The 23,805-nt window shown below is 62.3% G+C and carries 20 protein-coding genes; 6 read left to right on the top strand and 14 right to left on the bottom strand.

Features of this window, described 5'->3' with window-relative positions; translation table 11 throughout:
* On the bottom strand, window positions 1-1,464 hold the full coding sequence (locus tag VNS12_RS01455) for a phosphohexomutase domain-containing protein (protein WP_325486064.1): 1,464 nt from the start codon (window positions 1,462-1,464) through the stop codon (window positions 1-3).
* Window positions 1,424-3,214, bottom strand: coding sequence for a polysaccharide biosynthesis tyrosine autokinase (locus tag VNS12_RS01450; protein ID WP_325486063.1), 1,791 nt, complete (start codon window positions 3,212-3,214; stop codon window positions 1,424-1,426). Before VNS12_RS01450 ends, VNS12_RS01455 begins: the two co-directional genes overlap by 41 nt.
* A gap of 742 nt (window positions 3,215-3,956) precedes the next feature.
* Here VNS12_RS01450 and VNS12_RS01445 point away from each other — a divergent pair.
* Window positions 3,957-5,159: an MFS transporter gene (locus VNS12_RS01445; protein ID WP_325486062.1), complete on the top strand. Its 1,203-nt coding sequence runs from the start codon at window positions 3,957-3,959 to the stop codon at window positions 5,157-5,159.
* A gap of 130 nt (window positions 5,160-5,289) precedes the next feature.
* Here VNS12_RS01445 and VNS12_RS01440 read toward each other — a convergent pair whose 3' ends face one another.
* A complete protein-coding gene (locus tag VNS12_RS01440; protein ID WP_325486061.1) occupies window positions 5,290-6,009 on the bottom strand; it encodes an isochorismatase family protein in 720 nt (239 codons plus the stop codon).
* A 202-nt stretch (window positions 6,010-6,211) separates the two neighbouring features.
* Between VNS12_RS01440 and VNS12_RS01435 the strand changes: the two genes are divergently transcribed.
* The gene (locus VNS12_RS01435; protein ID WP_325486060.1) at window positions 6,212-7,228 is read left to right on the top strand and encodes a LacI family DNA-binding transcriptional regulator; all 1,017 of its coding nucleotides are present in this window, start codon (window positions 6,212-6,214) and stop codon (window positions 7,226-7,228) included.
* A gap of 23 nt (window positions 7,229-7,251) precedes the next feature.
* Here VNS12_RS01435 and VNS12_RS01430 read toward each other — a convergent pair whose 3' ends face one another.
* The 11 genes from VNS12_RS01430 to VNS12_RS01380 form a co-directional block, all read right to left on the bottom strand.
* Window positions 7,252-8,193 (bottom strand): 2-hydroxyacid dehydrogenase, encoded by a 942-nt coding sequence (locus VNS12_RS01430; RefSeq protein ID WP_325486059.1) that lies wholly within the window; start codon window positions 8,191-8,193, stop codon window positions 7,252-7,254.
* Between the two features lie 21 nt (window positions 8,194-8,214).
* Window positions 8,215-8,988: an amino acid ABC transporter ATP-binding protein gene (locus VNS12_RS01425; protein WP_325486058.1), complete on the bottom strand. Its 774-nt coding sequence runs from the start codon at window positions 8,986-8,988 to the stop codon at window positions 8,215-8,217.
* A 24-nt stretch (window positions 8,989-9,012) separates the two neighbouring features.
* Window positions 9,013-9,810: a transporter substrate-binding domain-containing protein gene (locus VNS12_RS01420; protein ID WP_325486057.1), complete on the bottom strand. Its 798-nt coding sequence runs from the start codon at window positions 9,808-9,810 to the stop codon at window positions 9,013-9,015.
* 32 nt (window positions 9,811-9,842) lie between these two features.
* Complete coding sequence (locus VNS12_RS01415; RefSeq protein ID WP_325486056.1) at window positions 9,843-10,499, bottom strand: amino acid ABC transporter permease; 657 nt, start codon at window positions 10,497-10,499, stop codon at window positions 9,843-9,845.
* An 11-nt stretch (window positions 10,500-10,510) separates the two neighbouring features.
* A complete protein-coding gene (locus VNS12_RS01410) occupies window positions 10,511-11,182 on the bottom strand; it encodes an amino acid ABC transporter permease (protein WP_325486055.1) in 672 nt (223 codons plus the stop codon).
* An 88-nt stretch (window positions 11,183-11,270) separates the two neighbouring features.
* Window positions 11,271-12,308, bottom strand: coding sequence for a LacI family DNA-binding transcriptional regulator (locus tag VNS12_RS01405; protein ID WP_325486054.1), 1,038 nt, complete (start codon window positions 12,306-12,308; stop codon window positions 11,271-11,273).
* Window positions 12,309-12,614: 306 nt separating this feature from the next.
* Window positions 12,615-13,499 carry a CsgG/HfaB family protein gene (locus VNS12_RS01400; protein ID WP_325486053.1) on the bottom strand — a complete coding sequence of 295 codons (885 nt, stop codon included), beginning with the start codon at window positions 13,497-13,499 and terminating at the stop codon, window positions 12,615-12,617.
* On the bottom strand, window positions 13,493-13,828 hold the full coding sequence (locus tag VNS12_RS01395) for a hypothetical protein (protein ID WP_325486052.1): 336 nt from the start codon (window positions 13,826-13,828) through the stop codon (window positions 13,493-13,495). Before VNS12_RS01395 ends, VNS12_RS01400 begins: the two co-directional genes overlap by 7 nt.
* Before the next feature lie 283 nt (window positions 13,829-14,111).
* Entirely contained in the window at window positions 14,112-14,744 is a 633-nt protein-coding gene (locus tag VNS12_RS01390; RefSeq protein ID WP_325486051.1) for a hypothetical protein, read from the bottom strand.
* A 142-nt stretch (window positions 14,745-14,886) separates the two neighbouring features.
* Entirely contained in the window at window positions 14,887-15,951 is a 1,065-nt protein-coding gene (locus tag VNS12_RS01385) for a hypothetical protein (RefSeq protein ID WP_325486050.1), read from the bottom strand.
* An 83-nt stretch (window positions 15,952-16,034) separates the two neighbouring features.
* A complete protein-coding gene (locus tag VNS12_RS01380) occupies window positions 16,035-16,976 on the bottom strand; it encodes a hypothetical protein (RefSeq protein WP_325486049.1) in 942 nt (313 codons plus the stop codon).
* Between the two features lie 706 nt (window positions 16,977-17,682).
* On the opposite strand from VNS12_RS01380, the gene VNS12_RS01375 reads away from it, so the two are divergent.
* From VNS12_RS01375 to scpA, 4 genes are all read left to right on the top strand, one after another.
* Window positions 17,683-19,215 carry an acyl-CoA carboxylase subunit beta gene (locus VNS12_RS01375; RefSeq protein ID WP_325486048.1) on the top strand — a complete coding sequence of 511 codons (1,533 nt, stop codon included), beginning with the start codon at window positions 17,683-17,685 and terminating at the stop codon, window positions 19,213-19,215.
* Window positions 19,216-19,224: 9 nt separating this feature from the next.
* Complete coding sequence (locus VNS12_RS01370; RefSeq protein ID WP_325486047.1) at window positions 19,225-19,839, top strand: GIY-YIG nuclease family protein; 615 nt, start codon at window positions 19,225-19,227, stop codon at window positions 19,837-19,839.
* A gap of 3 nt (window positions 19,840-19,842) precedes the next feature.
* Window positions 19,843-21,843: an acetyl/propionyl/methylcrotonyl-CoA carboxylase subunit alpha gene (locus VNS12_RS01365; protein WP_325486046.1), complete on the top strand. Its 2,001-nt coding sequence runs from the start codon at window positions 19,843-19,845 to the stop codon at window positions 21,841-21,843.
* The coding region (scpA, locus tag VNS12_RS01360; protein ID WP_325486045.1) for a methylmalonyl-CoA mutase at window positions 21,843-23,805 on the top strand (1,963 nt) is incomplete at its 3' end. The genes VNS12_RS01365 and scpA, both read left to right, overlap by 1 nt.

The following is a 23,805-nucleotide window of genomic DNA, read 5'->3' as shown; positions in this document are numbered from 1 at the left end:
TCACTCGGTTTGGAAATGGGCGGCCAGCCGCGCCATCAGGCGCGCCAGCAGCGCCTCGGTTTGGGCCGCGCTCGCGGTCTCTACATAGCAACGCAATTCCGGCGCGTTGCCCGACTGGCGGAAATGCACGATTCTTCCCTCGCCCAGCACCAGCCGCGTCCCGTCGGTGGTATCGATCGCCACCGGCCGGTTCAACACCGCATCGATATCGCCGCGCATCTGCGCCGACCGCGCCATCGCCTCGACAAACGCCTGCCCCCTGTCGGGCGCGATCTGTTTGAGCCGGTCCGCCGCCATCACCCGCCGGGGCAGCTGGGCCGCCAAATCCGCCACGCTCACCCCGCGCGCCCGCGCCTCGGCCAGCACCCCGATCAGCGGCAATACCGCATCGCGCGTCGGCAAAGGAGACAATGTCCCCGACCCAAGGGTCCCCGGCCCCAGCGCAAACACACTGCCGGTCAAAAATCCGCCATTGGCCTCGAACCCGACGACCCCCGCGCCGTCAACCGCCGCCATGGCCTCGACCACATAGGGCGAGCCGATCCGCGTGCGGATCACGTTTGTGAACCACCCGCTGGCCTCAACGGCGCTGGTCGAGGTCAACGGCGTCAACACAGTTTCCGCCCCCAGCCAGCGCGCCGTCAGCGCCCCCAGCACATCGCCATTGATCTGCCTGCCCGTCGCATCGATCAGCAGGGGCCGGTCGCCATCGCCATCCGCCGACACCACAGCGTCAAACCCCTCCCGCGCCACCGCCGCGCGCAGCATCGCAAGGGTGTGCGGCTCCACCGCCTCAGTATCGACGGCGACGAACATGTCGCTGCGCCCCAGCGCTACGCACTCCGCCCCCAGCCCGGCTAGGATTTCGGCCAACAGGTCTCGCCCCACCGCCGAATGCTCGAACACTCCGATGCGCAATCCGGCCAGCGTGTCCGCGCCAACCGCGTCGAGATAGCGCCGCACATAGTCCCGCGCCACCCCCGGCTCTTCCGGCCCCAGTTCCGGCGCAAACTCGGGTATTCCGCCCTCACCCCGAGCCACCTTGTCCCGGATCGGCGCTTCGTCGGCCTTGAGCAATTCCCCCTCGGGGCGATAAAATTTCAACCCGTTATAGTCTGCCGGAATATGGCTGCCCGTCACCATGATCGCCGGAAGGTTTCGCGCCAACGCATAGGCAGCCAGCGCCGGGGTCGGCACCGTCCCGCCATTGACCGGCTCCCAGCCCAATGCCCGCACCGCGCCGCCCACCAGCCCGGCAATCTGCGGGCTCGACTGGCGCAGATCGCGCCCGATCACCACCCGGCGCGCCGCGCTCGCGCCACAGGCCGTGTCGAGAAACGCCGCCACATGGGCAAACACCGCCGCCTTGGTGAAGCCTTCGGCCCGGCCGCGCAGGCCCGAGGTTCCAAAGGCGATGGCCGGTTCACTGTCTTGTGTGGGGATGGATATCATAGGTCCTGTCATGACGCTTTTTGCCGCGCGTCTTTTGATTGAGGACGCCCAGCGTCAGCGCCCGCGGGTTTTTCGCCTGTTCGAGCCGCGCCAGCGCCTTGCGCACCTCGGCCTGAGCCGTCGATGACCAGCGCACCACGAACAACACCGCATCGGCATACTGGGAAACATACTGCCCGTCGACCACCGAGAGCACCGGCGGGGTATCGAGCACCACACATTCGAAAGTTCTCGCCGCCGCCGCGATCAGGTCTGCAAAGGCGCTTCCGGCGATCAACTGGTCGGTGGCACTGTCCGGACGCCCCGCGCCCACCACCACGCTCAGCCCGGTTTCAGGCTCATGGCAGGCCAGCGCCGCCAGCGCCTCGCCCCCGCCGCGCCCGCTCAGATAATCGACCAATCCGGTGCCGGGAGCGAGCCCCATCAGGGTGTGGATCACCGGATCGCGCAGGTCGCAATCGATCAGCAGGGTCTTTTTGCCCGCCTGCGCAGAGGCCCGCGCCAGAGACAGCGCCAGCGTGGATTTGCCCTCTCCCGCCACCGCCGAGGCAACGACGAGCACCGTCCCCCGCGCGGCCTCCACGCTCCCCGCCCGGCGCAGATGCTGGTCGATCCCGGCCCGCACCCGGCGCACCGCTTCGGCAAAGGGCGAGAGCGGCGCGGCAATCACCGCATCGGCCACCGTCTCGATGCCGCCCGCCAACCGCTGGCGCGGCACCGTGCCCACCACGGGAAGTTGCGTGACCAGCGCCAGCTGGTTTTCGCCCGAAAACCCGCCCACCACATGCTCGGTGATCAGCGCCAGCCCGACCCCCAGCCCCAATCCGATAAACCCGGCGGCCATGAGGATTAGTTGCGTATTGGGAAAACTCGGCGCCATCGGCGCCAGCGCCGCCGAAACGATCCGGCTGTCGGCGATCTGCAACTCCGCCTCGACGCTGAGCGCCCCGCTGCGCTCCAACAGCCCGTGATAGTGACTGCGCGCCACATCCACCGCCCGCCGCGCCTCCGCGTTGCCCATCCCGCCAATCCCGTCGCCGCCCGCCTGCCCCGGTTCGAACCCCGCCGGCACAACCGCACTCTCCGCCTCACCCTCACTCCCGACTTCGGTCAGCCCGGCCAGCGCCGCCTCAGCGCGCAAAACCGCCTGCCGCGCCAGCTCCACCCGCGCGTCGAGCACGGCGCTGGCTGCCAGAACCCCTTCGATCTTGGCGAGGGTTTGCGCGTCGATATAGGCGGCGGCCAGTCCATTGGCGATGCGCGCCGCCTTGTGCGGATCGCGCGAACGCGCCTCGATGGCGATCACCGCCGTCTGGCCGCGCCGCCGCACGGATATGGTTTGCTTTAATCCGTCGAGCGCCGTGCGCAGCGCCACATCGCCTTGCGGCGGCGCGGCCTCCCCCGCCCCCAGCAGCGCCAGCAGCCGCTCGCCCCAGCCCCTGGGACCTATAAATTCCGCATCTCCGGCCAGATCGAGCGCGATCACCACATCGAGCAGCACCGCATCCGAGCGCAGGATTTCAACTTCGGACTCCACCCGCACCCCGTCCGCCGCCGGACGCGCCCCCACGGTTTCGGGGTCGAGCAGCAAGGTGCGCGAGGGATCGACCAGCACCAGCGCCGAGGCGCTGTAGAGCGGCGTCAGCGCCAGCACCGCTCCCCCGGCACCACCAAGGCAGAGCGCAAGCACGACCGCGACCAGCCCCGCCCTGCGCCGCAGCAGGTCCACCAGTCCCGGCCCATCGATCTCTTGGTGCTCCATCCCGCGCCCGGCCCCCAAGGGACGGCCTCCCCCGGCCCCCTCACCCCGCCGGACACGCCAGTTTTGCGGTTCCCCGGAGTTTATTCAACCCCAATCGCGCCGCGTTCATCTCCCCTTTCTCCCCATCCGGGGGAGAAGATGGCCGCAAAGCGGCCGGATGAGAGGCCGCTGAGCCCATCCGAGTCGCCAGCAGCCAGTACACCCCGCGCCCCATGCCCCAACGCTGTCATCCCGGACCTGATCCGGGATCCAGTAACCGGCAGAGTCAAAACCGTGCCCCCGCCACCACCACCGCGCCCTTCCCCCTCCCCTTCAGGGGAAGGGGCCGGGGAGAGATCAAGCCCCAGTCCCCACGCCTGCCTGTTTTCCCGCCGTTCCCGGAAATCCTCATACGCACCAACCACACCGCGCGCACGATCCGCAACGCTTGAGCATACCGGATCCGGGATCCAGTAACCGGCAGCGCCCCCCGCTTTTTCCCCAGCCTCTACCAAGTGCGCGCCCTTCTCCCCCATCCGGGGATAAGGGGACCGCAAAGCGCACCGGATGAGGGGCAGCTGAGCCCACCCAAGTCGCCAAGGCCAGCAGCCAGAACACCCCGCATCCCACGCCCCAGCGCCGCCATCGGGACCTGCCCTTGCGCTGCTGTCTTAAAACCCCAATCGCGCCGCGCCTGCGCCATTGCCCTTGCCCATCCGCCTTGCGGCTGGCAAACGGACCACAAGGAAAAGGGGAGAGGACCTTGCCGCACACCACCGATTGGACGCAGGTCTGCCTGATCATCATCGCCGGCATCATCGGTGCCTGCCAGATCGGCAAGCTCGCCATCGCCGTCCCCATGCTCCAGGTTGATCTGGGCCTGAGCCTTGTCACCATTTCCTGGGTGGCCGGGGCCTATGCGCTCCTTGGCGTCATCGGCGGGTTCGCCACCGGCTATCTGGTGTCGTTCTTTCGCACCCGCGCCGTCGTCATCACCGGCCTGCTGGCCATCGCTCTGGGCAGCTTTATCGGTGCCGCCGCCACCGGCGCTCCGGTGCTGATTGCCAGCCGCGTCCTCGAAGGGGCCGGATTTCTCGCCATGGTGGTTGCGTGTCCGCCGCTGTTGCGCAGCGCCGTCACCCCCGGCCATCAACAGGTGGTGTTTGCCTTCTGGTCGGCCTACATCCCGATCGGCGCACTGGCGATGATGGTGGCGGGCCCCTTCATCATGCAGGGTGACTGGCGGGTGTTGTGGATATTCAATGGCTCGTTGGCGACCCTGCACGCCCTGGTGCTGCTCGGGGTTGGGGGCCGTTCGAGCCAGGCAATCGCCCGCCCGGCCCGACTCTCTCCCCGCGCTGCGTGGGACGCGTTGCGCGCCCCGATCCCGCTGCTGCTGGCCCTGTGCTTTGCGCTCTATACCATCCAGTATTTTGCGCTCGCCACTTTCCTGCCCACCTTCCTTATCGAGCGGCTCGATCTGTCGCTGGCGACAGCGGGCGCGTTTTCAGCCGCCATTCTCACCGCCAATGCCGTGGGCAATATCGGTGCGGGCCTTGTGCTGCGCGCCGGCGTTTCCCTCACCGTGATCCTTGCCGGGGTGTTTGGTGTTGTTGGCGTCACCGGGTTCGCGATCTTTTCCCCCGCCATGCCCGCCGCCCTGCTCGCCGTGGCGGCCATCGCCTGCATGGGGTTCGCCGCGCTGCTCCCCGCCTCGGTCATTGCCAGCATGCCGCGCTTTGCTCCGGGCGCCACGCAATTGATGCTGGCGCTGGGGCTGGTCCAGCAAGCCTCCTCGATCGGTCAATTGGCCGGACCGGCCCTGTTCGCCGTCTGGGTCGAGCGCTTCGGCTGGGCGCACATCTATCCGCTGTTCGCCCTGATCGGGCTGACCGGCCTCGTCCTCGTCGCCACCCTCCGGCGGGCGACCGCCAAAGAGGCATTGACGGGAGCAACCCGGGCCTGAACCGGCGTCCCCGGGCGCTCCCAATTTCCGGTTGGCAATTTATTGCCATCCCGGTGCTTGATTTTGCACAGGTCCATGCATTTTTTGCTCAAGGTTTGCCTGGACTTCATGGCCGGTCCGGCAGGGGTTTTTACCGGCCCGGAAGCTCGAAAAGCCCGTCCGGCAACGCTTTCAGCGCCGCATCGGCCTCCTCGGCACTGATCACATCGGCATATTTGGCGTTCATGTCGAACAGGCTCATAATATGGGATGCTTCGTAGCGATCGAAGCAACAATCGCCCACCACCGACACCTTGTAGTTGAGGCTGAACGCATCAACCACAGTGCCCCGCACGCACCCGCTGGTGGTCGTTCCCGCGATGATCAGCGAGTCGACCCCCAACTGGGTCAGGAACCCTTGCAGCGGCGTGGCAAAGAACGCGCTGGGCTTGAGTTTGCGGATGACGATGTCGCGGCTCTCGGGTACGATCTGGGGCATGATATCGTAACCATCGACGCCCAGATCGGGCGCACCTTCGCCCACGCGGCGGTTCTTCCAGCGCCACGCGCCGCTGTCCCAACCATCCTGCCGCCGCTGGCCGGTGGTGTAGATTATCGGCAGATTGCGCGCCCGCGCCGTCTCCAAAAGCCGCGCGATCCGGGGCAGCGCGTCCCAGGCAATGCTGCCGCACGAGGTGCGCCACTTCTTGACCGACTCCGCGATCGGCTCGCTTTTTTCGCCGCAAAAGGCATAGCTGACATCGATCACCATCAGGGCTGGCCGCTTGCCCGGTCCGGCCCGCTTGCCCTGCCCCGAAAGCTCGAAAACCTCTCTGTCCTGCTCGCTGAGCAGTACCGTCATATCCATCATGGCGCCGCGCCTCCTACCCTTGGCCACTGTCTCCCTCTCGTGTAGGCCGAGGCCTCATGCAGCGTCAATATAATCTTACATTGTAGGACTACATGGCAAACCGCCTCATCAACTCGTTGAAATCATTGAACCCACAGCACAGGTGTGCAAGAGACTGTTTCAGAGAAACCGCCACCAGGATTCGGCCAGGGAACGCAAGCACGTGGACAAGAATTCAGGCAAAACTTTCGTCAGCGCCCAGCAGGTCGCCGACCGCGCCGGGGTCTCACGATCCGCCGTGTCCCGCACCTTCACGCAAGGCGCCAGCGTCTCTCCATCCACCCGCCAGCGGGTACTCGCGGCGGCAGCGGAGCTGGGCTATCACGTCAACCACCTCGCCCGCGGCCTCATCCATGATCGCAGCAATATCGTCTCGCTTGTCGGTGCCAATATCGACACCCCGCACCAATCCCGCATGTTGACATCGCTCACCCGGCACCTCCAGAACGCCAACAAGGTCGCCATGGTGATCAACACCTCCGGCGAGGCCACCAATTCTGAAGCCGCCCTGCGCCAGACGCTGCATTATCGCGCCGATGCCACCATTGTGCTTTCGGGCCAGCCCGATCCTTCCCTGATCGAAACCTGCCTCGCCAATGGCCAGCATGTCATCTTAATCAATCGCGACGACCCCGTTCCCGGACCGGATTCAATCGTCGTCTCCAACCGCCGTTCAGCGCGCGCGGCCTTTGCCATGCTGCAAGAAGCCGGCTGCTCGCGGATGGCCGTTGTCACGTCCGAGGTTGGCTCGGCTTCACTCGCGGCTCGGGAGACAGCGTTTGTCGCAGCGGCGCACGAAGCCGGAACCAGCGTCGACGTGATCAGGCGCGGGCCTACAGCCTATAGCTCTGGCGTTGAGGCCGCCCGGCTCATCCTCGGACAATCAGACCGTCCGGATGGCGTTTTCTGCGTCACCGATTTGCTGGCACTGGGATTCATGGATGCGGCGCGCCATGATTTCCACTTGCGCATCCCGAACGATCTGAGCGTTGTCGGCTTCGATGATATCGAGCAGGCGGGCTGGTCCTCCTACCAACTCACCACCTTCGCCCAGCCGGTCGATGCCATCGCCCAGTACATCGTCAGCCTGATCGATCAGCCGACCCGTTCCGACACCCTTCGCGAACCCACCCGGTTCGAAGCGCTGCCCGTCTGGCGGAGCTCGGTGCGCAAGGCCTGACGCTCACCATCCTCTCGCGCAGGTCATGCGAACCGGTCAGCGGTCAGCGACGTAGGCGGCACCCGCCCGGCAAAGAACGCGTCGAGATTGTCCCACACCAGTTCGGCCATGGCGGTTCGGGTTTCCACAGTAGCGCTGCCCTGATGCGGGGCCAGAAACACCGTGTCGAGCGCGAAGAACCGCGGATCAATCTCCGGTTCATTAAGGAAGACATCGAGACCTGCCCCGGCGATCGCCCGGCTTTCCAGCGCGTCGAGCAGGGCGGCTTCGTCGACCACGCTGCCGCGCGCGACGTTGACCAGAACGCCCTCTTCCCCCAGAGCCGCCAGCGCAGAGGCATCGACCAAGCCGTTGGTCTGGGGCGTCGCCGCGACTGCAATGGCCAGAATGTCGGCCCAGCCGGCAAGCTCTTCGACCGACGCAAACGAGGTCCAGCCCGCTACGATCTTGGACGAGCGGTTCCAGAACCCGACGTCCATCCTGAAGGCAGCGGCACGCTCGCCCATCGCCTGGCCGATCTGTCCCAGCCCGACAATGCCGAATTTTTTGCCCTTGAGCGATCGGGACAGCGGCAGCTTCTCCCCTGCCGCCCAACGTCCGTCCCGCACCAGATTTTCGCCCTTACGCAATGAGCGCAGTACCGCCAGCGTCAGCGCGAGTCCCAGATCGGCAACATCATCGGTCAAAACATTTGGGGTGGTGGCAACGTGGATGGTCCGCTTGGCCGCCTCATCGAGATCGACCTTGTCGGTGCCCACGCCATTGATGGCGATCAACCCCAGGTTGGGCAACCGGTCGAACCACGCATCGGGGAGCCCGGTCCCACCGCCTGAAACGACAGCACGAATGTTCTCATATCGCGTATCGCCACCGGCATCCTTGGCCCACAAGATATCGTAGCGCGCTTCAAGCCGCGCCTGCAAAGGATCGAGTAGCGGCTCGAACATCAAAATCGTCTCGGTCATCAATAGTCCCCGATTAATCGCTTAATGGCCGATCTGGCCGAGGAAGGTGCGGGTGCGCTCATTCTGCGGATTGGAAAAGAAACTCTCGGGTTCACCGACTTCAACGATCTCCCCCTTGTCCATGAAAATCACACGGTCCGCGACCTTGCGTGCGAATCCCATTTCGTGGGTTACCACCAGCATAGTCATCCCCTCTCGCGCCAGATCGATCATCGTATCCAGCACCTCATTGACCATCTCCGGATCGAGCGCCGAGGTGGGTTCATCGAACAGCATGAGCTTGGGATTCATGCACAACGCCCTGGCGATCGCCACTCTTTGCTGCTGCCCGCCCGACAGCTGCGCCGGATATTTATCCGCCTGTTCCGGGATTCGAACCCGGTCGAGATACGTCCGCGCCGTCGCCTCCGCTTCCTTGCGGGCGATGCCGCGCACCTTCATCGGCGCCAGCATGCAATTTTCCAGCACAGTCATATGCGGAAACAAATTGAACTGCTGAAACACCATCCCGACGTCGCGGCGGATTTTTTCGACATTGGCCGAGCTCGCGGTCAGTTCGGTACCATCGACCGTGATCGTACCGCCCTGCACGGTTTCGAGCTGGTTGATGCACCGGATCAGCGTCGATTTCCCCGAGCCAGAGGGACCGCACACGACGATTTTTTCGCCGCGCGCGACCTCCAGATTGATGTCGCGGAGCGCATGATAATTGCCATACCACTTTTCCACGCCGACCATCCGGACAGCGGGGACGCCGACGGTGGCTGGACTTGCATCATTGGGAACTGTGCTCATGGCCTGCTCTCCGCTCTGTGCTTTTTACTCGCCCGAGATCACGAAATCGGGCAGCGGACCACCAACCCATTCTTCATGCAGGGCGTTGAGCCGTCCATCCTCTTTGACGCGATCAAGGAAGTCGTTGATATAGGCCAGCAATTCATCATTGCCCGGCCGCACGGCGATGGCCTGGCTCTGTTGGCGCAGGGAAAATTTGGTATCGAACCGGTCCGGCGCCATGGACTGAATCTGGCTGATGACCACGTTGGACGCCCCCATCAGTTCGGTCTGGCCAGACAGCAGCGCCTGCACCGCAGTCGCGTCATCATCGAAACGTTGGATATTGGCCGTTGCCGGAGCAATTTCTGTGATCGCCGTATCCTGGGTCGACGCCCGCGCCACGGCAATGTTGTGCCCGGCAAGATCATCGCCGTCGGCGATATCGAGATTGGCATCACCGAAAACGAAAATCTCGATACCAGCATAGGGGTCGGAGAAATCCACCTGTTCGGCGCGCTCAGGGGTGATGCCCAGTGAGGCGACGAGGATATCAACCTGATTGGACAGCAGATACGGAATGCGGTTGGGGCCGGTCACCGGCACAAGATTGAGCTGGACGCCCAGATCTTCGGCCAGAAGCCGCCCCACATCGGCGTCATATCCATCCGGATTGCCCTGTTCGTCGAGGATACCAAAAGGCGGAAAATCCACCAGAAGGCCGATATTGACCGTCCCGCGCTCCTGGATGTCTTGCGCCGACTGCGCCAGCGCCGGCCCTGCCACCAGTCCCGCAGCGAGGGCCGCGGCGGCGAAGCCGAGCAATGTTCTCGAAATCGTCATTTTTTCTCTCCCTTTGAGTTGATGGCAACAGATTACCGTTGCGTCGCAACGGCAAACCTTGCCTCCAGGTGCCGGGCCCACATGGATAGGGGCCAGCACAAGATGAAATACAGCGCCGCGACCAAGGAAAAGACGGTGAGGGGCTGGAATGTTGCATTGTTGATGATCTGACCGGCCCGCGTCAGTTCGACAAAACCGATGATCGAGGCCAGCGACGTGCCTTTGATGAGCTGGACCAGAAAGCCCACCGTCGGGGCGACGGAAATCTTGGACGCCTGCGGCAGGATCACCGAAACCATCCGGTCACGATAGTTGAGGCCCAGCGCCCAGGCGGCCTCGGCCTGTCCCGGCGGCACCGCCTGAATGCAACCGCGCCAGATTTCCCCCAGATAGGCGCTGGCGTGCAGGGTCAGCGCGACCGCCGCCGCCACCCAGGGGTTGATGCCCACACCCAGAATGTTGAGTCCGAAAAACACCAAAAAGAGCTGCATAAGCAGCGGGGTGCCTTGAAAAACGCGGATGAAGATCAGCGCCGGATAGCGCAGCATGGCGATGGGGGAAACCCGCGCCAGTGCAATGACGAGGCCACCTATGGCGCCTCCGGCAAAGGCCACCGCAGAAAGCAGCAGCGTCCATTGCACCGCCGAAACGATGAACCAGACTTCATTGGGCCCAAAGGTTCTGAACATGGCCAGCCCCCCTATCGCGCCAGCGGGTAGCGAAACGCCACCCGCTCGATCATCGAAAACAGCCCTGAAAAGCCAAGCGACAGCACGAAATACAGCGCGGTGATGACCAGATACACTTCAAACGCTGCAAACGTCGCCGACTGGATGTTGTTGCCCGCAGCGGTGAGGTCCGTCGCCGAAATCGCCGAGACCACGCTTGAAGTGAGCATCAGATAGATAAACTGGCTGGTCAGCGCCGGATAGATGGTGCGGATGGCGGGCTTCAAAACGATATAGCGAAAGATCTGGTGACCTTTGAGGCCCAGCGCACGACCCGCTTCCACCTGCCCCTCGTTAACCGACTCGATGCCCGCGCGCACGATTTCAGTGGCGTAAGCCCCCACATTGACCGAGAGCGCTACCAAAGCGGCCGTGTTGGGATCGAACCGCACCCCAAGGGCGGGGAGAGAAAAGTAGATAAAGAATATCTGCACAAGAAAGGGCGTGTTGCGGATCACTTCCACATAGATATTGACCAGCCAGACCAGCAGTCTGGGGCCCGCCGTCTTGGCCAGCGCGCACGGCACGGCAATTATAAGGCCGATCAGAATTGCGCCCAGAGAGAGCTGAATGGTGATGAGGGCGCCAGCGATAAGCTGATCGAAATTGCTGATCACGGGCAGGAAGTTGAACTTGTAATTCACCCAGGCTCTCCTCCCCGGGCGCGCTCAGCCCGCAAAGCCATCGTTCACGATCCATTTAGATCGATCTAAATATGGGATGACGAGCGAGTCAACCCACTCCCTTGATTTGGTCGTGAACCGCGCCGACCGAGCCGCGCTCGATAAACCGCGTCAGCACCGTTTCACGTTCAAAAATTGCGCCCGGTGTCTCGATGCGCTTGAGCAGCATCTGCGCGGCCAGCGTACCGATCTCGGCAGCTTCGGTCGCCACCGAGGCGAGGCCCGGGCGCACGAGGTCGGTTTCCGCAACATTGTCAAAGCCGATGATCGACACATCGCGGCCCGGCATCAGTCCGGCGTCGGAGAACCCGCGGTGCAGCCCCAACCCGATCACATCGTTGTGGCAAATCCATGCCGAGGGCGCGCCTTGCCGACCGGCCATATCCATGGCCAGCGCCGCCGCGTCCCCATGGGTCGGCTCGATTTCCAGTTCCAGCGCCGGTGCAAGGCCATTGTTGCGCAGGGCGGTGCGAAAAGCATTAAGCCGGTCGGCATGTGCCGAGTGGTGCAGATTGGCCGTTACAAAGCCGATGCGCCGGTGACCCAGCTCCACCAGCCGCGCCACCGCCCCCCCCATGCCCCCGGCCTGGTCCATGCCCACATAATTGCTCTGGTCCGGCGTTACCGTGCGCAACACCTGAACCAGCGGAATACCCCATGCACCGATCTCTTCGGCAAAGCGCGGCTCGGTTCCCGCTGCCGGGCAGACAATCAGCCCGTCCGCCCCGTGTTCGCGCATACGCGTGACGAACCCATCCTGTTTGGTCGCCGATTCAGCGGAATGAGCAATGAACGTGGCGAGCCCCGCTCCGTCCAGGACCTGATCGATCCCCGACAGCAGCACTCCGAAAAAAGGGTTGGAAAGGTTGGGAATGATGACGCCGATGGTGCGACTGCGCGCCGCCCGCATCCCCGCCGCGCTCACATTATAGACATAGCCCAATTCGGCCATGGCTGCCTCGACCGCAGCGCGGGTCTCGGTGCTCACAAGCGGGCTCTTGCGGACCACCAGCGACGCCGTCGCCCGCGAAACACCTGCCTTACGGGCCACGTCCATCAAAGTCGGCCGCAATTTCCGTGTCGGCATTTCGCCCATCATGCTCTCCACACCAGCATGTCCAGTGTCGTCTTTGCGATCACGACCGCGTTTGCCGCTTCCCGTCCGGCAGCAAGGCGAGCCGCCACGGCACTGCCCGTCGGCGCCCTTCTGGATCGATCTAATTGGAGTTTATAGCGATCTCGCCCATGGACACAATCGCTGACGCAACCCTGCGCATCGCAACAGGGCCCACCAGCCCATTCGCGATCAAATCAGATGATGACAAAGAAAAAGGGAGACAGCCCTCATGCCGGACGCTCGATCGATACGCCTGCCCGCCCGCTGATTGCCTGCTTACCCCTGCTGGGCGATGGTTGCGCGGTGGGAAGCCTGCTCGTTGCGCAGCTCCTGGGTCACCTGCGGCAGATACCGGTCGCACGAGCCATTATGCCGCGAGATCGAGGAAACGATATCGTAGGCGGCCTCGGCCAGCACCCAGCGCAGGCCCGCATGCACGCCCTCCTGCGATTTATCGCCGATGCGGATATCGTAGAGGTCGTTGGAAAAGAAGCGGAAAATCGAGGCATAGACTTCCGTCCCGACCGCCTGCTTGGAATAGGTACCGGCCCGCACGATTTCGGTCGAAACCGTGTTGGTAACCCGCAGGTCGACGGCAGCCGTAAGCGCAAAGGTACGCGCCCCCGCGCCAATACCGGCCACGATCGCCTCTCCGCCTCCCGAATAGGTATTGAAATCGAGCTGGGTGATACCGCCATCGATCACGTAATCGGACCCGCGCACCGATCCCGGCGCGATCGGGCGGAAATCAACGGTCTGATTGCCTACCGTTACCGGGCCGCCATCGCCCAATATCTGCTCACGCGCGCGGGCGATCTCCCATTCGGTCACTACGGTGTTGGAGCGGTTGACCTGCCGCACACCGGCCTTCTGCAACGCCGTCACCAGCATTCCGGCCACATCGCGCGGCACGATGCCGCCTTCTTCATTGGTGAATTTATTGGTCTGGTCGGTGATGGTATGGACGGCGAATACCACTCTGGAATTACGGACTTCCGGGCGCTGGCTGAGGCACAGCAGGGCGTCATCCGCTGGTGTGCTGGTGGCCAGGGGGACCGGGCCGTTGAACTGAGCCGCCGGACGTGACATCTGGGGCAGGTGCACGCAGCCGCTCAAGGCCACCGCCAGAAGGCCCGACAAAACGCCTCTGGCAATCAGCATCCGTACATTCCCCCGGTGATGTTGAAGTTTGCCCCGGAACAATCGGTCGTCTGGGTCTGATTGCCGAGATTGCGCTGTGTCACGGTGATGTTGTTGTTGGAACCGCTGACCGAAATGGTCACCGCATTGCCGGTCTGGCCGCTGCCCGATCCCAGCCCGCCGCTGCCACTGCCCAACAGGCCCAGCATTTCAAGGCGGGTGCGCTCCAGCGTCAAGAGGACCTGGCGCTGTGAATCGGTGCGGAACTGAAACGGTCTGGATTCGCCAAGGCCATTGCCCAGTGCGAATTGCGGCAGGTTAACAGAGGTGATCGAAACAACGCCGATCAACAACAATCTGCTTAGACGCATAGGATAACCCCACAAGTCAGTATCCGATTATCTTCGTAGGCGAATTCGCGGTCAACACGCAAAAGAAAACTTCCCACCATTGTGGCAATCGCGACACAGGCGCACTGTCGACTGTATCGGCGAGCAATGCATATCCTGATATGCAGTCCGCTCGATCTCCAGATCGTTTTCATCGGCTAAAGGAAACGGTAAAGCGATCTAAACTCGAATCTTTACACAAGTCCGGACGGAAGAGCACTTCGCCCCTTATGCTGGAACTGCTCTAGCGGTCGAGGCAAAAATCCAGCGAGCACCACTGCCCGGGCTGCATTGCCGGGGCCGCAGGCCATTGCTCAGGCTTTTCACTCTGATAGTACGCGGCATTGAGGCCATACTTGACGAACGCGACATTGAGCATGTCCTGGCACAGCACCGCTGCCTGAGAACCAATGAAGCGCCTTAGCGACGATTGGGTAGTCTCATTGGCAAGCTCTGGAAGCTGTTGGTTGAGCTGCGCAAAAAACTGCACAACCCCTTCCGTGCGCGCCGTCGGGTTGTCGCCAACAAACGGCTCGCAGGTCAGCGCGGCGCCCCGCAACTCCACCATTGCCGTCAGAAACGGGGTAATGTCGAATGCCGGACCGGCCTCTTCCGTCGCCTCGCCCGCGGCAGCTTCGGGCGCCGGGCTCTCCGATGCGCCCTCTTCAGCATCAGGAACCTGCGTTACGGCGCCGGAATCGGGCGCCGGCATCGGCACGGGAGCAAGAGGAGCAACAGCCGGCTGCGGGCCAGGCGCCGCCTCAACCACGCCCCCCGGCCCTACCACTGGCGGCTCGGGCGGCGCGATCTGCGCCAAGACCGCTCCGGGTGACATGATCATCAGAACGACGCAGATCTGACGGACGATATTGAGCATGGCACCTCACCCCGGAGCTGAAAAAAGCTGGCACCGGCGCACGAGAATGTCAATCGTGCAACAGCAATGCCTTTACCCTGAAACCATGGAAAGCGCTGCGCCACACACGCCAGCATTTGGCTTTATGGCGGAATTTTCCCGCTCAACGGCTGATGACAATGACGTTCCCGGTCTGGGACTGCCCGGAAGTCCCGCTCGCCGATTGCTCAAACTCGGCAGTCTGCTCAACGAGCACCGGTTGCTGATTCGCGGATTGATTGTTTCGCAGCACCATCAGGTTCACGACGTTGGACGCGCCCTGATAGTTGAGCTCGGTCTGCACGATGTTGGGGTGGGAAAAATATTCGCCATCAGGGCCCAGCACCCTGTTGGTCACCCGCTGCTCCCCGATCGAGAGCTGCCGCACGGTGCCGATCGACGATGCTGCGAAATAATTGGCGATATTGCTGCCCGTTTGGCTTATGCGCGGCACTGTCGAGCCATTGAGGATCACGGTGTTCTCGACGATCTGGTCACCGGCAAAAAGCCGCGTCACATCATCGACCCGTTCAGCCACCATCACGTTGCCGAAATTGACGCCATTCTGCTCGATCTGCCCGCTCACCGTGGCGCCGGCATCCAGCTCGATCTGGTTGATGACCCGCTGGACAGCGCCTTCGTCGATCACCTGCTCGGCGGTGCCGATGGCGTGATCGGCCATTGCGATATTGACGACATTGGTGCCCGATTGGACGATGTCGGAAAAAGAGCCGCCCGCGGCCAGACGATTGGAGACGATCTGCTCCGCCTCAGCGGTCATTTCCTGATCGGCAAGGTTGATCGTTTGCCCGCGCAGCATATTGGCGTAGTTGGCTCCGGCCTGATCGACCGAATACAGCACGTCGGCTTTGATGGACGATGAAGAGATGCGGTTGTCGATGGCCTGGCGTCCGGAAAACTCCTGGACAACGGCATTAAGGTCGGCGTTGGACGATACGAAATTGACCGCGTTGAGACCGGCTTGTGTCAGAGACACATTGCGCGGATCGGCGTCGGAGACAAGCACGTCGACGGCGGGCAGAGCGCCCTCGTCGGCCGGCGACTCCAGCATGGCCTGAAGAGCCTCTTGGGATTGAGCGAAGAACTGGGTAAAACTGGGGGCCAATTCCTGCGCACTGACACCACCGGCCCCAAGGAGGCAGAAAACAGCGAAGCTGATGTGTTTCATGGTCTTGCCTCCCCGTCCGGCGCTTCAAATCCGGCAGGCTGTACCGCCGGACACGCGTTCCGGCGGCACAGTTTGGGTAAGGATCAGTCGGCCGCAGCCAGGAAGCTGATCGAGTTGGCGATATTGGTCGCGTTCTGAACGATGTTGTTCAGATCGGTATTCCAGCCCGAGCCTGACAGATCGTTGAACGCATACTGATCGGCAGCAGCGTTTTGCAGCACGGATACGCAGCCGCAATCCACACCGGCAATGCCAGTGGCCGAGACCACGTTGGCGATGTTGGTCGCTGTCTGGCCTACATCGTAGATATCGATGCTGTGGTTGTAGCCACCGCCGCCATAACCGAAGGGCATGATGCCGCCTCCGGCGTATGTCATGGAGTTGATGGCCTCCTGAGCGCTGTTGGAATACTGATTTCCGCTGCCGTTCAGCATGCCCACGGTGATCAGATTGACGGCGTTGAGCGCCGACTGGGTGGGCAGCAGGACATCGTCCGCGTCATAGAGAGCATCGGCATCGTAACCGCCTTTGCCGAAGGTGATCACGTTGTTGGCCCATTGCGAGCTGTTGGCCGCCTGGACGATCTCATTGACCTCGGGCCCGGAGAAGACGTTAACGACGTTGGTGGCCGCCTGCTCGATATTTTCGAGCGCCGATTTCGTGCCACCAAACAGGTCGTTATCGGCCTGTTGCGCCAGCGAAGCGTTGGTTGTCTGCACCACCTTGCCGATTCCGTCGGCCACGCCCCCCTCACCCAGATCCATGCCGTCGAGGCTGATGAGATTGGCGGCGTTCAACGCTGTCTGGGTCACATCGGTCACGTCGCCGACCTCTGAGATGCTGTTGAAAGCAACCTGCAAGCCGGAAACGAGCTGCTCGATGTTGATCGCGTCGTTGAGACACTCCACGCAGGGCGGCTCCGGAACAGTGGGTTTCGGATACTTGGGTTTATTACCTGCAAAGGCGCTGCCCGCCGTCAATATCATCCCGCTTGCTACGGCTGTCGTCACGAGAAGCTTGTACATTTTGTTCACTCCATGTTTATTTTATTGCCTCTGGGGCACAAAACTTCCTCGTTCCTTGCCAACTCAAATTGGCAGGCTGAAAGTTTTCCAGTTTCAAAAGACACTCCGCCCCGCCCTCAAAAAGAGAACAGAACTACCCTTCCTCACACAGCAATCGTGTCAGGCCATAATTTATTATGCTTATAAATATGCCAGGGGATTACCCGATTTGATCATAGTCATAAACTACTATGCGCTGCATACGGATATATACGCCCAGCTGTACAAGGCGACTGCTTAAACCACTTGCGAGAACTCTTCTCGATTGATTTGCATAACAGTATATATCGCCTTCTATATTTCACCATAACTCGGGGAAAGAGTCTATATAATCTTTACTTCCCATTAAGAATCACAGCGCGCGACGGATCCTCAATCCGCACTGGTGCTCAGGACCAATCCCATCAGCCCCTCAGGCATTGCCCAATAGGGACTTTCCCGCACCGGACTCCGCCGCCTCGTCGGCGACGCTGCCTATCGGATTGTGAAGGGCACGATGGTGCATCGGCCCGACTGGACCGAGACCTCGATTGCCAAAGGGGAATCGATACGTGCCGTCGATATGCAGTGCGCCACCTGCTCAAGGCTGGCGTCGAACATGCGCGCCATGTAGCATATTTTTATACATGGTTATGCCTGACGCACGGCGCCTGACAGGGAGGGCAGAATGCAGGACGTGATCGACGCGCTTGAAGACCGGCGGGACCAGGCACGGCAGGGCGGCGGCGCCCGCAGGATCGAAGCCCAGCACGCCAAGGGCAAGCTGACGGCGCGCGAGCGGCTCGCCGTGCTGCTCGATCCGGGCAGTTTTGAAGAATACGACATGTTCGTCACCCACCGGACGCGCGATTTCGGCATGGACGAACAGATCGTGCCTGGCGACGGGGTGGTGACCGGCTGGGGCACCATCAACGGACGGCTGACCTATGTGTTCTCGCAGGATTTCACCGTGTTCGGCGGTTCGCTCTCGGAAACCCATGCACAGAAGATCTGCAAGATCATGGATCTGGCGATGCAGAACGGCGCGCCGATCATCGGGCTCAATGATTCCGGGGGCGCGCGCATCCAGGAGGGCGTGGCGTCGCTGGGCGGCTATGCCGAAGTGTTTTGGCGTAACGTGCAGGCATCCGGCGCGGTGCCGCAGATTTCGGTGATCATGGGGCCATGCGCAGGCGGCGCCGTCTATTCGCCCGCCATGACCGATTTCATCTATATGGTCAAAGACACCAGCTACATGTTCGTGACCGGCCCCGACGTGGTCAAGACCGTGACCAACGAAACGGTGACCCATGAGGAACTGGGCGGGGCCTCGACCCATACAAAAATTTCCTCGGTGGCCGACGCCGCGTTCGAAAACGATATCGAAACGCTGCTTGAAGTGCGGCGACTTTTCGATTTCCTGCCGCTGTCGGCGCGCGAGAAAGCGCCGAGCGTGGCAACCAACGACCAGATCGACCGGCGCGAGGACAGCCTCGATACGCTGATCCCAGCCAATGCCAACACTCCCTACGACATGCGCGAAGTGATCGAAAAGATTGCCGACGAAGGCGATTTTCTCGAACTCCAGCGCGAACATGCGGGCAATATTCTTATCGGGTTTGTCCGGCTCAACGGGCAGACGGTTGGGGTCGTCGCCAACCAGCCCATGGTGCTGGCCGGATGCCTCGACATCAACGCCTCCAAGAAGGCGGCGCGGTTCATCCGGTTTTGCGACAGTTTTGAAATTCCCATCCTGACGCTGGTGGACGTGCCGGGCTTTCTGCCCGGCGTGGCGCAGGAATATGGCGGGATCATCAAGCACGGCGCCAAACTGCTGTTCGCCTATGCCGAGGCAACCGTGCCCAAGGTGACGGTGATCACGCGAAAAGCCTATGGCGGGGCCTATGACGTGATGGCGTCCAAGCACATCCGCGCCGATGTGAATTACGCCTGGCCGAGCGCGGAAATCGCAGTGATGGGGGCCAAGGGGGCGGTGGAAATTCTGTACCGGTCGGACTTGGCGGACGGCGAGAAGATCGCTGCCCGCACAAAAGAGTATGAGGCCCGGTTCGCCAACCCGTTCGTCGCGGCGGAACGCGGCTTCATCGACGATGTGATCATGCCCCACAACACCAGACGCCGCGTGGCGCGGGCCTTCGAGACCCTGCGGCACAAGACGGCGCAGGGGCCGGTGAAAAAGCATGGGAATATTCCGCTGTGAGGAGGGGGAATGTCGATAGTTTACGTTTTGACCAATGCAGCAATGCCTGGGCTAATAAAGATTGGCATCACAAGTGGACCAATTGAAACCCGTATGCGCCAGTTGGATTCATCTGGAGTTCCAATGCCTTTCGAAGCATTTTACGCTGCTGAAGTTGAGGACGCCGCGCGATGGGAGAAGGCGCTCCACGAGGCATTCGGAGATCATCGGGTTCGATCAGCACGGGAATTTTTCAGAATCTCGCCAGACAAACCCACTGCAATTCTAAAAATGATCGACGGCCTGAATGTAACACCTAAGACTGATGTTGAAACCGAGCCAGGTGACAAGGAGGCGTTACAAAAAGAGCGGCGCAGAAAATCCAATTTTTCTTTCAGCCTAGCTGATATTCCGCATGGCTCCGTGCTTGAATCCGTATTTGATGATCAGATTAAATGTATTGTAATCAGTGACAGGAAGGTTTTGTTCAGGGAGCAGGAACATAGCCTCTCATCATCTGCACTTATAGTTGCACGTGAGCAAGGCTTCGAATGGGCATCAATAGCTGGCCCCGCATACTGGAAATATGAGGAAAGAACACTATCGGAAATACGCGAAAGCCTAGATTTAGAGGAGGGCGACTGACCGATGTACTCCAAAATCCTCATAGCCAATCGCGGGGAAATCGCCTGCCGGATCATCAAGACGGCGCGGAAGCTGGGGATGGCCACCGTCGCCGTCTATTCCGACGCCGATCGGGAAGCCCTGCACGTAAAAATGGCCGACGAGGCCGTCCATATCGGGCCCTCGCCGGCGGGTGAGAGCTATCTCGATATCGAAAAGATCGTTGCCGCCTGCAAGCAGACGGGGGCGGTGGCGGTGCATCCGGGCTATGGGTTCCTTTCGGAAAACCCGGCCTTTGCCGAGCGGCTGCGCCAGGATGGGATTTATTTCATCGGGCCGCCCGTCAAGGCCATCGAGGCCATGGGCGACAAGATCACCTCGAAAAAAATTGCCGCCGAGACGGGAGTGTCGACGGTGCCCGGGCATATGGGGGTGATCGAAACGCCCCGGGAGGCGGCCCGGATTGCCGGGACAATCGGCTACCCGGTGATGATCAAGGCTTCGGCGGGCGGCGGCGGCAAGGGAATGCGGATCGTCCGATCCGATGCCGATGTCGCCGAAGGGTTCGAGCGGGCGAAATCGGAAGCGGCCGCCGCGTTTGGCGACGACCGGGTGTTCATCGAGAAATATATCGAGGAGCCGCGCCACATCGAAATCCAGATCCTCGCCGATGCGCAAGGCAATTGCATCCATCTTGGCGAGCGCGAATGCTCGATCCAGCGGCGCAACCAGAAGGTGATCGAGGAAGCGCCCTCGCCCTTTCTCGATACCGAGACGCGCGAGAAGATGGGCGCGCAGGCGGTCGCCTTGGCAAAGGCGGTCAATTATGTGAGCGCGGGGACGGTCGAATTTATCGTCGACAAGGACCGCAATTTCTACTTCCTCGAAATGAACACGCGATTGCAGGTCGAGCATCCGGTGACCGAACTGGTGACCGGGCTCGATCTCGTCGAGGAAATGCTGCGCATCGCCGTTGGGCAGAAGCTGCGCTGGAGCCAGGATCAGGTCAAACTGAACGGCTGGGCCGTCGAGGCGCGCATCTACGCCGAGGACCCCTATCGCAATTTCCTGCCCTCGACGGGGCGGCTCAAGCGCTACCGGCCCCCGGCCGAGGAGGCGTCGGCGCAGCTCGTGGTGCGCAACGACACCGGGGTCGAGGAAGGGGGCGGGATCAGCCCCTATTACGACCCGATGATTGCCAAGCTCGTGACCTGGGCGCCCTCGCGGATCGAGGCCATAGACGGACTGACGGTGGCGCTCGACCAGTTCGATATCGACGGTGTGGGCAATAATGTTCCGTTCCTTTCGGCGGTGACCACGCAGGGGCGATTCCGGGAAGGGCGGCTTTCGACAAACTACATTGCCGAGGAATTCCCCGAAGGGTTTTCGGGCGTAAAGCTCGACGGTGAAACCACGCTCAGGCTGGCGGCGCTGGCCTGCCGGGCCACCTACCAGCTCGAAACCCGTGGCTTTCTCGAACCGGCGCCGTTGACGCGGCGGCACGTGACCGCCGAGCGCAGCGTGATCATCGGGACCGAGCGCTGGAATTTCTCCATCCCGAAATCGGACGAATCCTTCGTGCTGATGACCGATGACGGGCGGGGGCTGTTGATCGAGGATGGCTGGCAGCCGGGCACAAGCCTCACCACGGCCGAGATCGACGGGCACGTGCTGCACGTCAAGATGGACCGGATGACGTCGGGCTTCCGTATGCGCTATCGTGGCGCCGACCTGATGGCCAGGGTGGTGATGCCCCATGTTGCGGATCTGATGGACCTGATGCCCGTCAAGACGCCGCCCGATATGAGCCGGTTCCTCTTGTGCCCCATGCCGGGGCAGATCGTGCGGGTGGACGTGGTCGAGGGCGATCTGGTCGAGGAGGGCCAGGCGCTGGCTATTGTCGAGGCGATGAAGATGGAAAACGTGCTCAAGGCCGAGCGGCGGGCAAGGGTGGCAAGGGTGAGTGCCAGGGCCGGGGACGTGCTGGCCGTGGACGCGGTGATCATGGAATTCGAGGCCATGTGATGGGCAGCAAGCCGCGCGAGATCTGGACCCATATCGCCCAAGCCGAGTTACGCGATGCCCCGCTCGACACCCTCATTCGCGACTATGGCGGGCTGGAGATCGAGCCGGTCTATTTCGGCGACGATGGTGCCATACCCGGCGTCGAACCGTTCACGCGCGGCATAAGGGCGACGATGTACGCCAACCGGCCCTGGACGATCCGGCAATATGCGGGGTTCTCGACGGCCGAGGACAGCAACCGCTTTTACCGCCAGGCCCTCGAACGCGGGCAAAAGGGATTGTCGGTGGCCTTCGACCTGGCGACGCACCGGGGGTATGATTCCGACCATCCACGCGTCACCGGCGATGTGGGCAAGGCTGGAGTGGCGATCGATTCCGTCGAGGACATGAAAATCCTTTTCGAGGGCATTCCACTCGACAGAATGAGCGTCTCGATGACCATGAACGGGGCGGTGATCCCGGTGCTGGCGATGTTCATCGTCGCGGCGGAAGAACAGGGCGTGCCGCCGGAAAAACTTTCGGGGACCATCCAGAACGATATCCTCAAGGAGTTCATGGTCCGCAACACCTATATCTACCCCCCCGAACCCTCGATGCGCATCGTGGGCGATATCATCGCCTATACAGCGGAACACATGCCCAGCTTCAATTCGATTTCGATCTCGGGCTATCACATGCACGAGGCCGGGGCGACGGCGCTCCAGGAACTGGCCTATACGCTGGCCGATGGCGTGGCCTATGTGCGCGCGGCGCAGGCGCGCGGGCTCGATATCGACGCCTTCGCGGGGCGGCTGAGCTTTTTTTTCGGCATCGGGATGAATTTTTTCGTCGAAATCGCCAAGCTGCGGGCGGCGCGGACCTTGTGGGCACAGATCATGACCGATCTGGGCGCGAAAGACCCGCGCTCGAAAATGCTGCGCACCCATTGCCAGACCTCGGGCGTGTCGCTGACCGAGCAGGACCCTTTCAACAATATCGTGCGCACGGCCTATGAGGGGCTGGCGGCGGTGCTGGGCGGGACGCAGAGCCTGCACACCAATTCCTTTGACGAGGCCATCGCGCTGCCCAGCGAAACCTCGTCGCGCATCGCCCGCAACACCCAGCTGATTTTGCAGCACGAGACCAAGGTGGCCGATGTTGTCGATCCGTTGGGCGGCTCCCATTATGTCGAGGCGCTGACGGCGCAGCTGGTGGACAAGGCCGAAGCGCTGATCGCCGGGGTCACAGCGCAGGGCGGCATGGCCCAGGCGGTGCAATCGGGCGAGCCCAAGCTGGCCATCGAAAGGGCGGCTGCGGTGCGGCAGGCGAAAATCGACCGGGGCGAGGAGGTAATCGTCGGGGTCAACCGCTATCGCCTCGACGTCGAGGAGAAGATCGAAACGCTGGAGGTCGATAACGCCAGGGTGCGGGCCAGCCAGATCGAACGCCTTGAGACCCTTCGGCGCACACGGGATCAAGCGCGGTGCCGCGCGGCCCTCCACAGCTTGCGCGAATACGCGGCCAGGGACGAAGGCAATCTGCTGGCGGCGGCAATCGAAGCGGCACGGGCCCGGGCCAGCCTTGGCGAGATTTCGCAGGCGCTGGAAGATATTTTCGGGCGTCACGACGCCCATACGCGGGTGCTGTCGGGGGTCTATGGCACCGAGTATGACGGCGATCCGCAATTTGCCGAGGCGAAGCGCCGGATCGGGGGCTTTGCCGAACGGCAGGGGCGCCAGCCTTCGATCTTTATCGCCAAGATGGGCCAGGACGGGCACGATCGCGGCGCCAAGGTGATCGCGACGGCCTTCGCCGATCTGGGCTTCTGCGTGCATATGGGCAGCCTGTTCGAGACGCCGCCCGAAGTCGCGGCCCAGGCCGAAACGCTGGCGGTCGATGCGGTGGGGGTGTCCTCGCTGGCGGCCGGGCACAAGACGCTGGTGCCCGAGCTGATCGCGGCGCTCAAGGAACGCGGGCTGGGCG

The sequence above is a fragment of the Pelagibacterium sp. genome (assembly GCF_035555455.1).
Classification (GTDB): Bacteria; Pseudomonadota; Alphaproteobacteria; order Rhizobiales; family Devosiaceae; genus Pelagibacterium.
This window is presented reverse-complemented; position numbering and strand designations above follow the sequence as displayed.

Bases quoted from the DNA above. Each gene is read 5' to 3' on its own strand.
- VNS12_RS01455 (WP_325486064.1), bottom strand. From the start codon at position 1,464: ATGACAGGACCTATGATATCCATCCCCACACAAGACAGTGAACCGGCC.
- VNS12_RS01450 (WP_325486063.1), bottom strand. From the start codon at position 3,214: ATGGAGCACCAAGAGATCGATGGGCCGGGACTGGTGGACCTGCTGCGG.
- VNS12_RS01440 (WP_325486061.1), bottom strand. From the start codon at position 6,009: ATGATGGATATGACGGTACTGCTCAGCGAGCAGGACAGAGAGGTTTTC.
- VNS12_RS01430 (WP_325486059.1), bottom strand. From the start codon at position 8,193: ATGACCGAGACGATTTTGATGTTCGAGCCGCTACTCGATCCTTTGCAG.
- VNS12_RS01425 (WP_325486058.1), bottom strand. From the start codon at position 8,988: ATGAGCACAGTTCCCAATGATGCAAGTCCAGCCACCGTCGGCGTCCCC.
- VNS12_RS01420 (WP_325486057.1), bottom strand. From the start codon at position 9,810: ATGACGATTTCGAGAACATTGCTCGGCTTCGCCGCCGCGGCCCTCGCT.
- VNS12_RS01415 (WP_325486056.1), bottom strand. From the start codon at position 10,499: ATGTTCAGAACCTTTGGGCCCAATGAAGTCTGGTTCATCGTTTCGGCG.
- VNS12_RS01405 (WP_325486054.1), bottom strand. From the start codon at position 12,308: ATGCCGACACGGAAATTGCGGCCGACTTTGATGGACGTGGCCCGTAAG.
- VNS12_RS01400 (WP_325486053.1), bottom strand. From the start codon at position 13,499: ATGCTGATTGCCAGAGGCGTTTTGTCGGGCCTTCTGGCGGTGGCCTTG.
- VNS12_RS01390 (WP_325486051.1), bottom strand. From the start codon at position 14,744: ATGCTCAATATCGTCCGTCAGATCTGCGTCGTTCTGATGATCATGTCA.
- VNS12_RS01385 (WP_325486050.1), bottom strand. From the start codon at position 15,951: ATGAAACACATCAGCTTCGCTGTTTTCTGCCTCCTTGGGGCCGGTGGT.
- VNS12_RS01380 (WP_325486049.1), bottom strand. From the start codon at position 16,976: ATGTACAAGCTTCTCGTGACGACAGCCGTAGCAAGCGGGATGATATTG.
- VNS12_RS01375 (WP_325486048.1), top strand. From the start codon at position 17,683: ATGCAGGACGTGATCGACGCGCTTGAAGACCGGCGGGACCAGGCACGG.
- VNS12_RS01370 (WP_325486047.1), top strand. From the start codon at position 19,225: ATGTCGATAGTTTACGTTTTGACCAATGCAGCAATGCCTGGGCTAATA.
- VNS12_RS01365 (WP_325486046.1), top strand. From the start codon at position 19,843: ATGTACTCCAAAATCCTCATAGCCAATCGCGGGGAAATCGCCTGCCGG.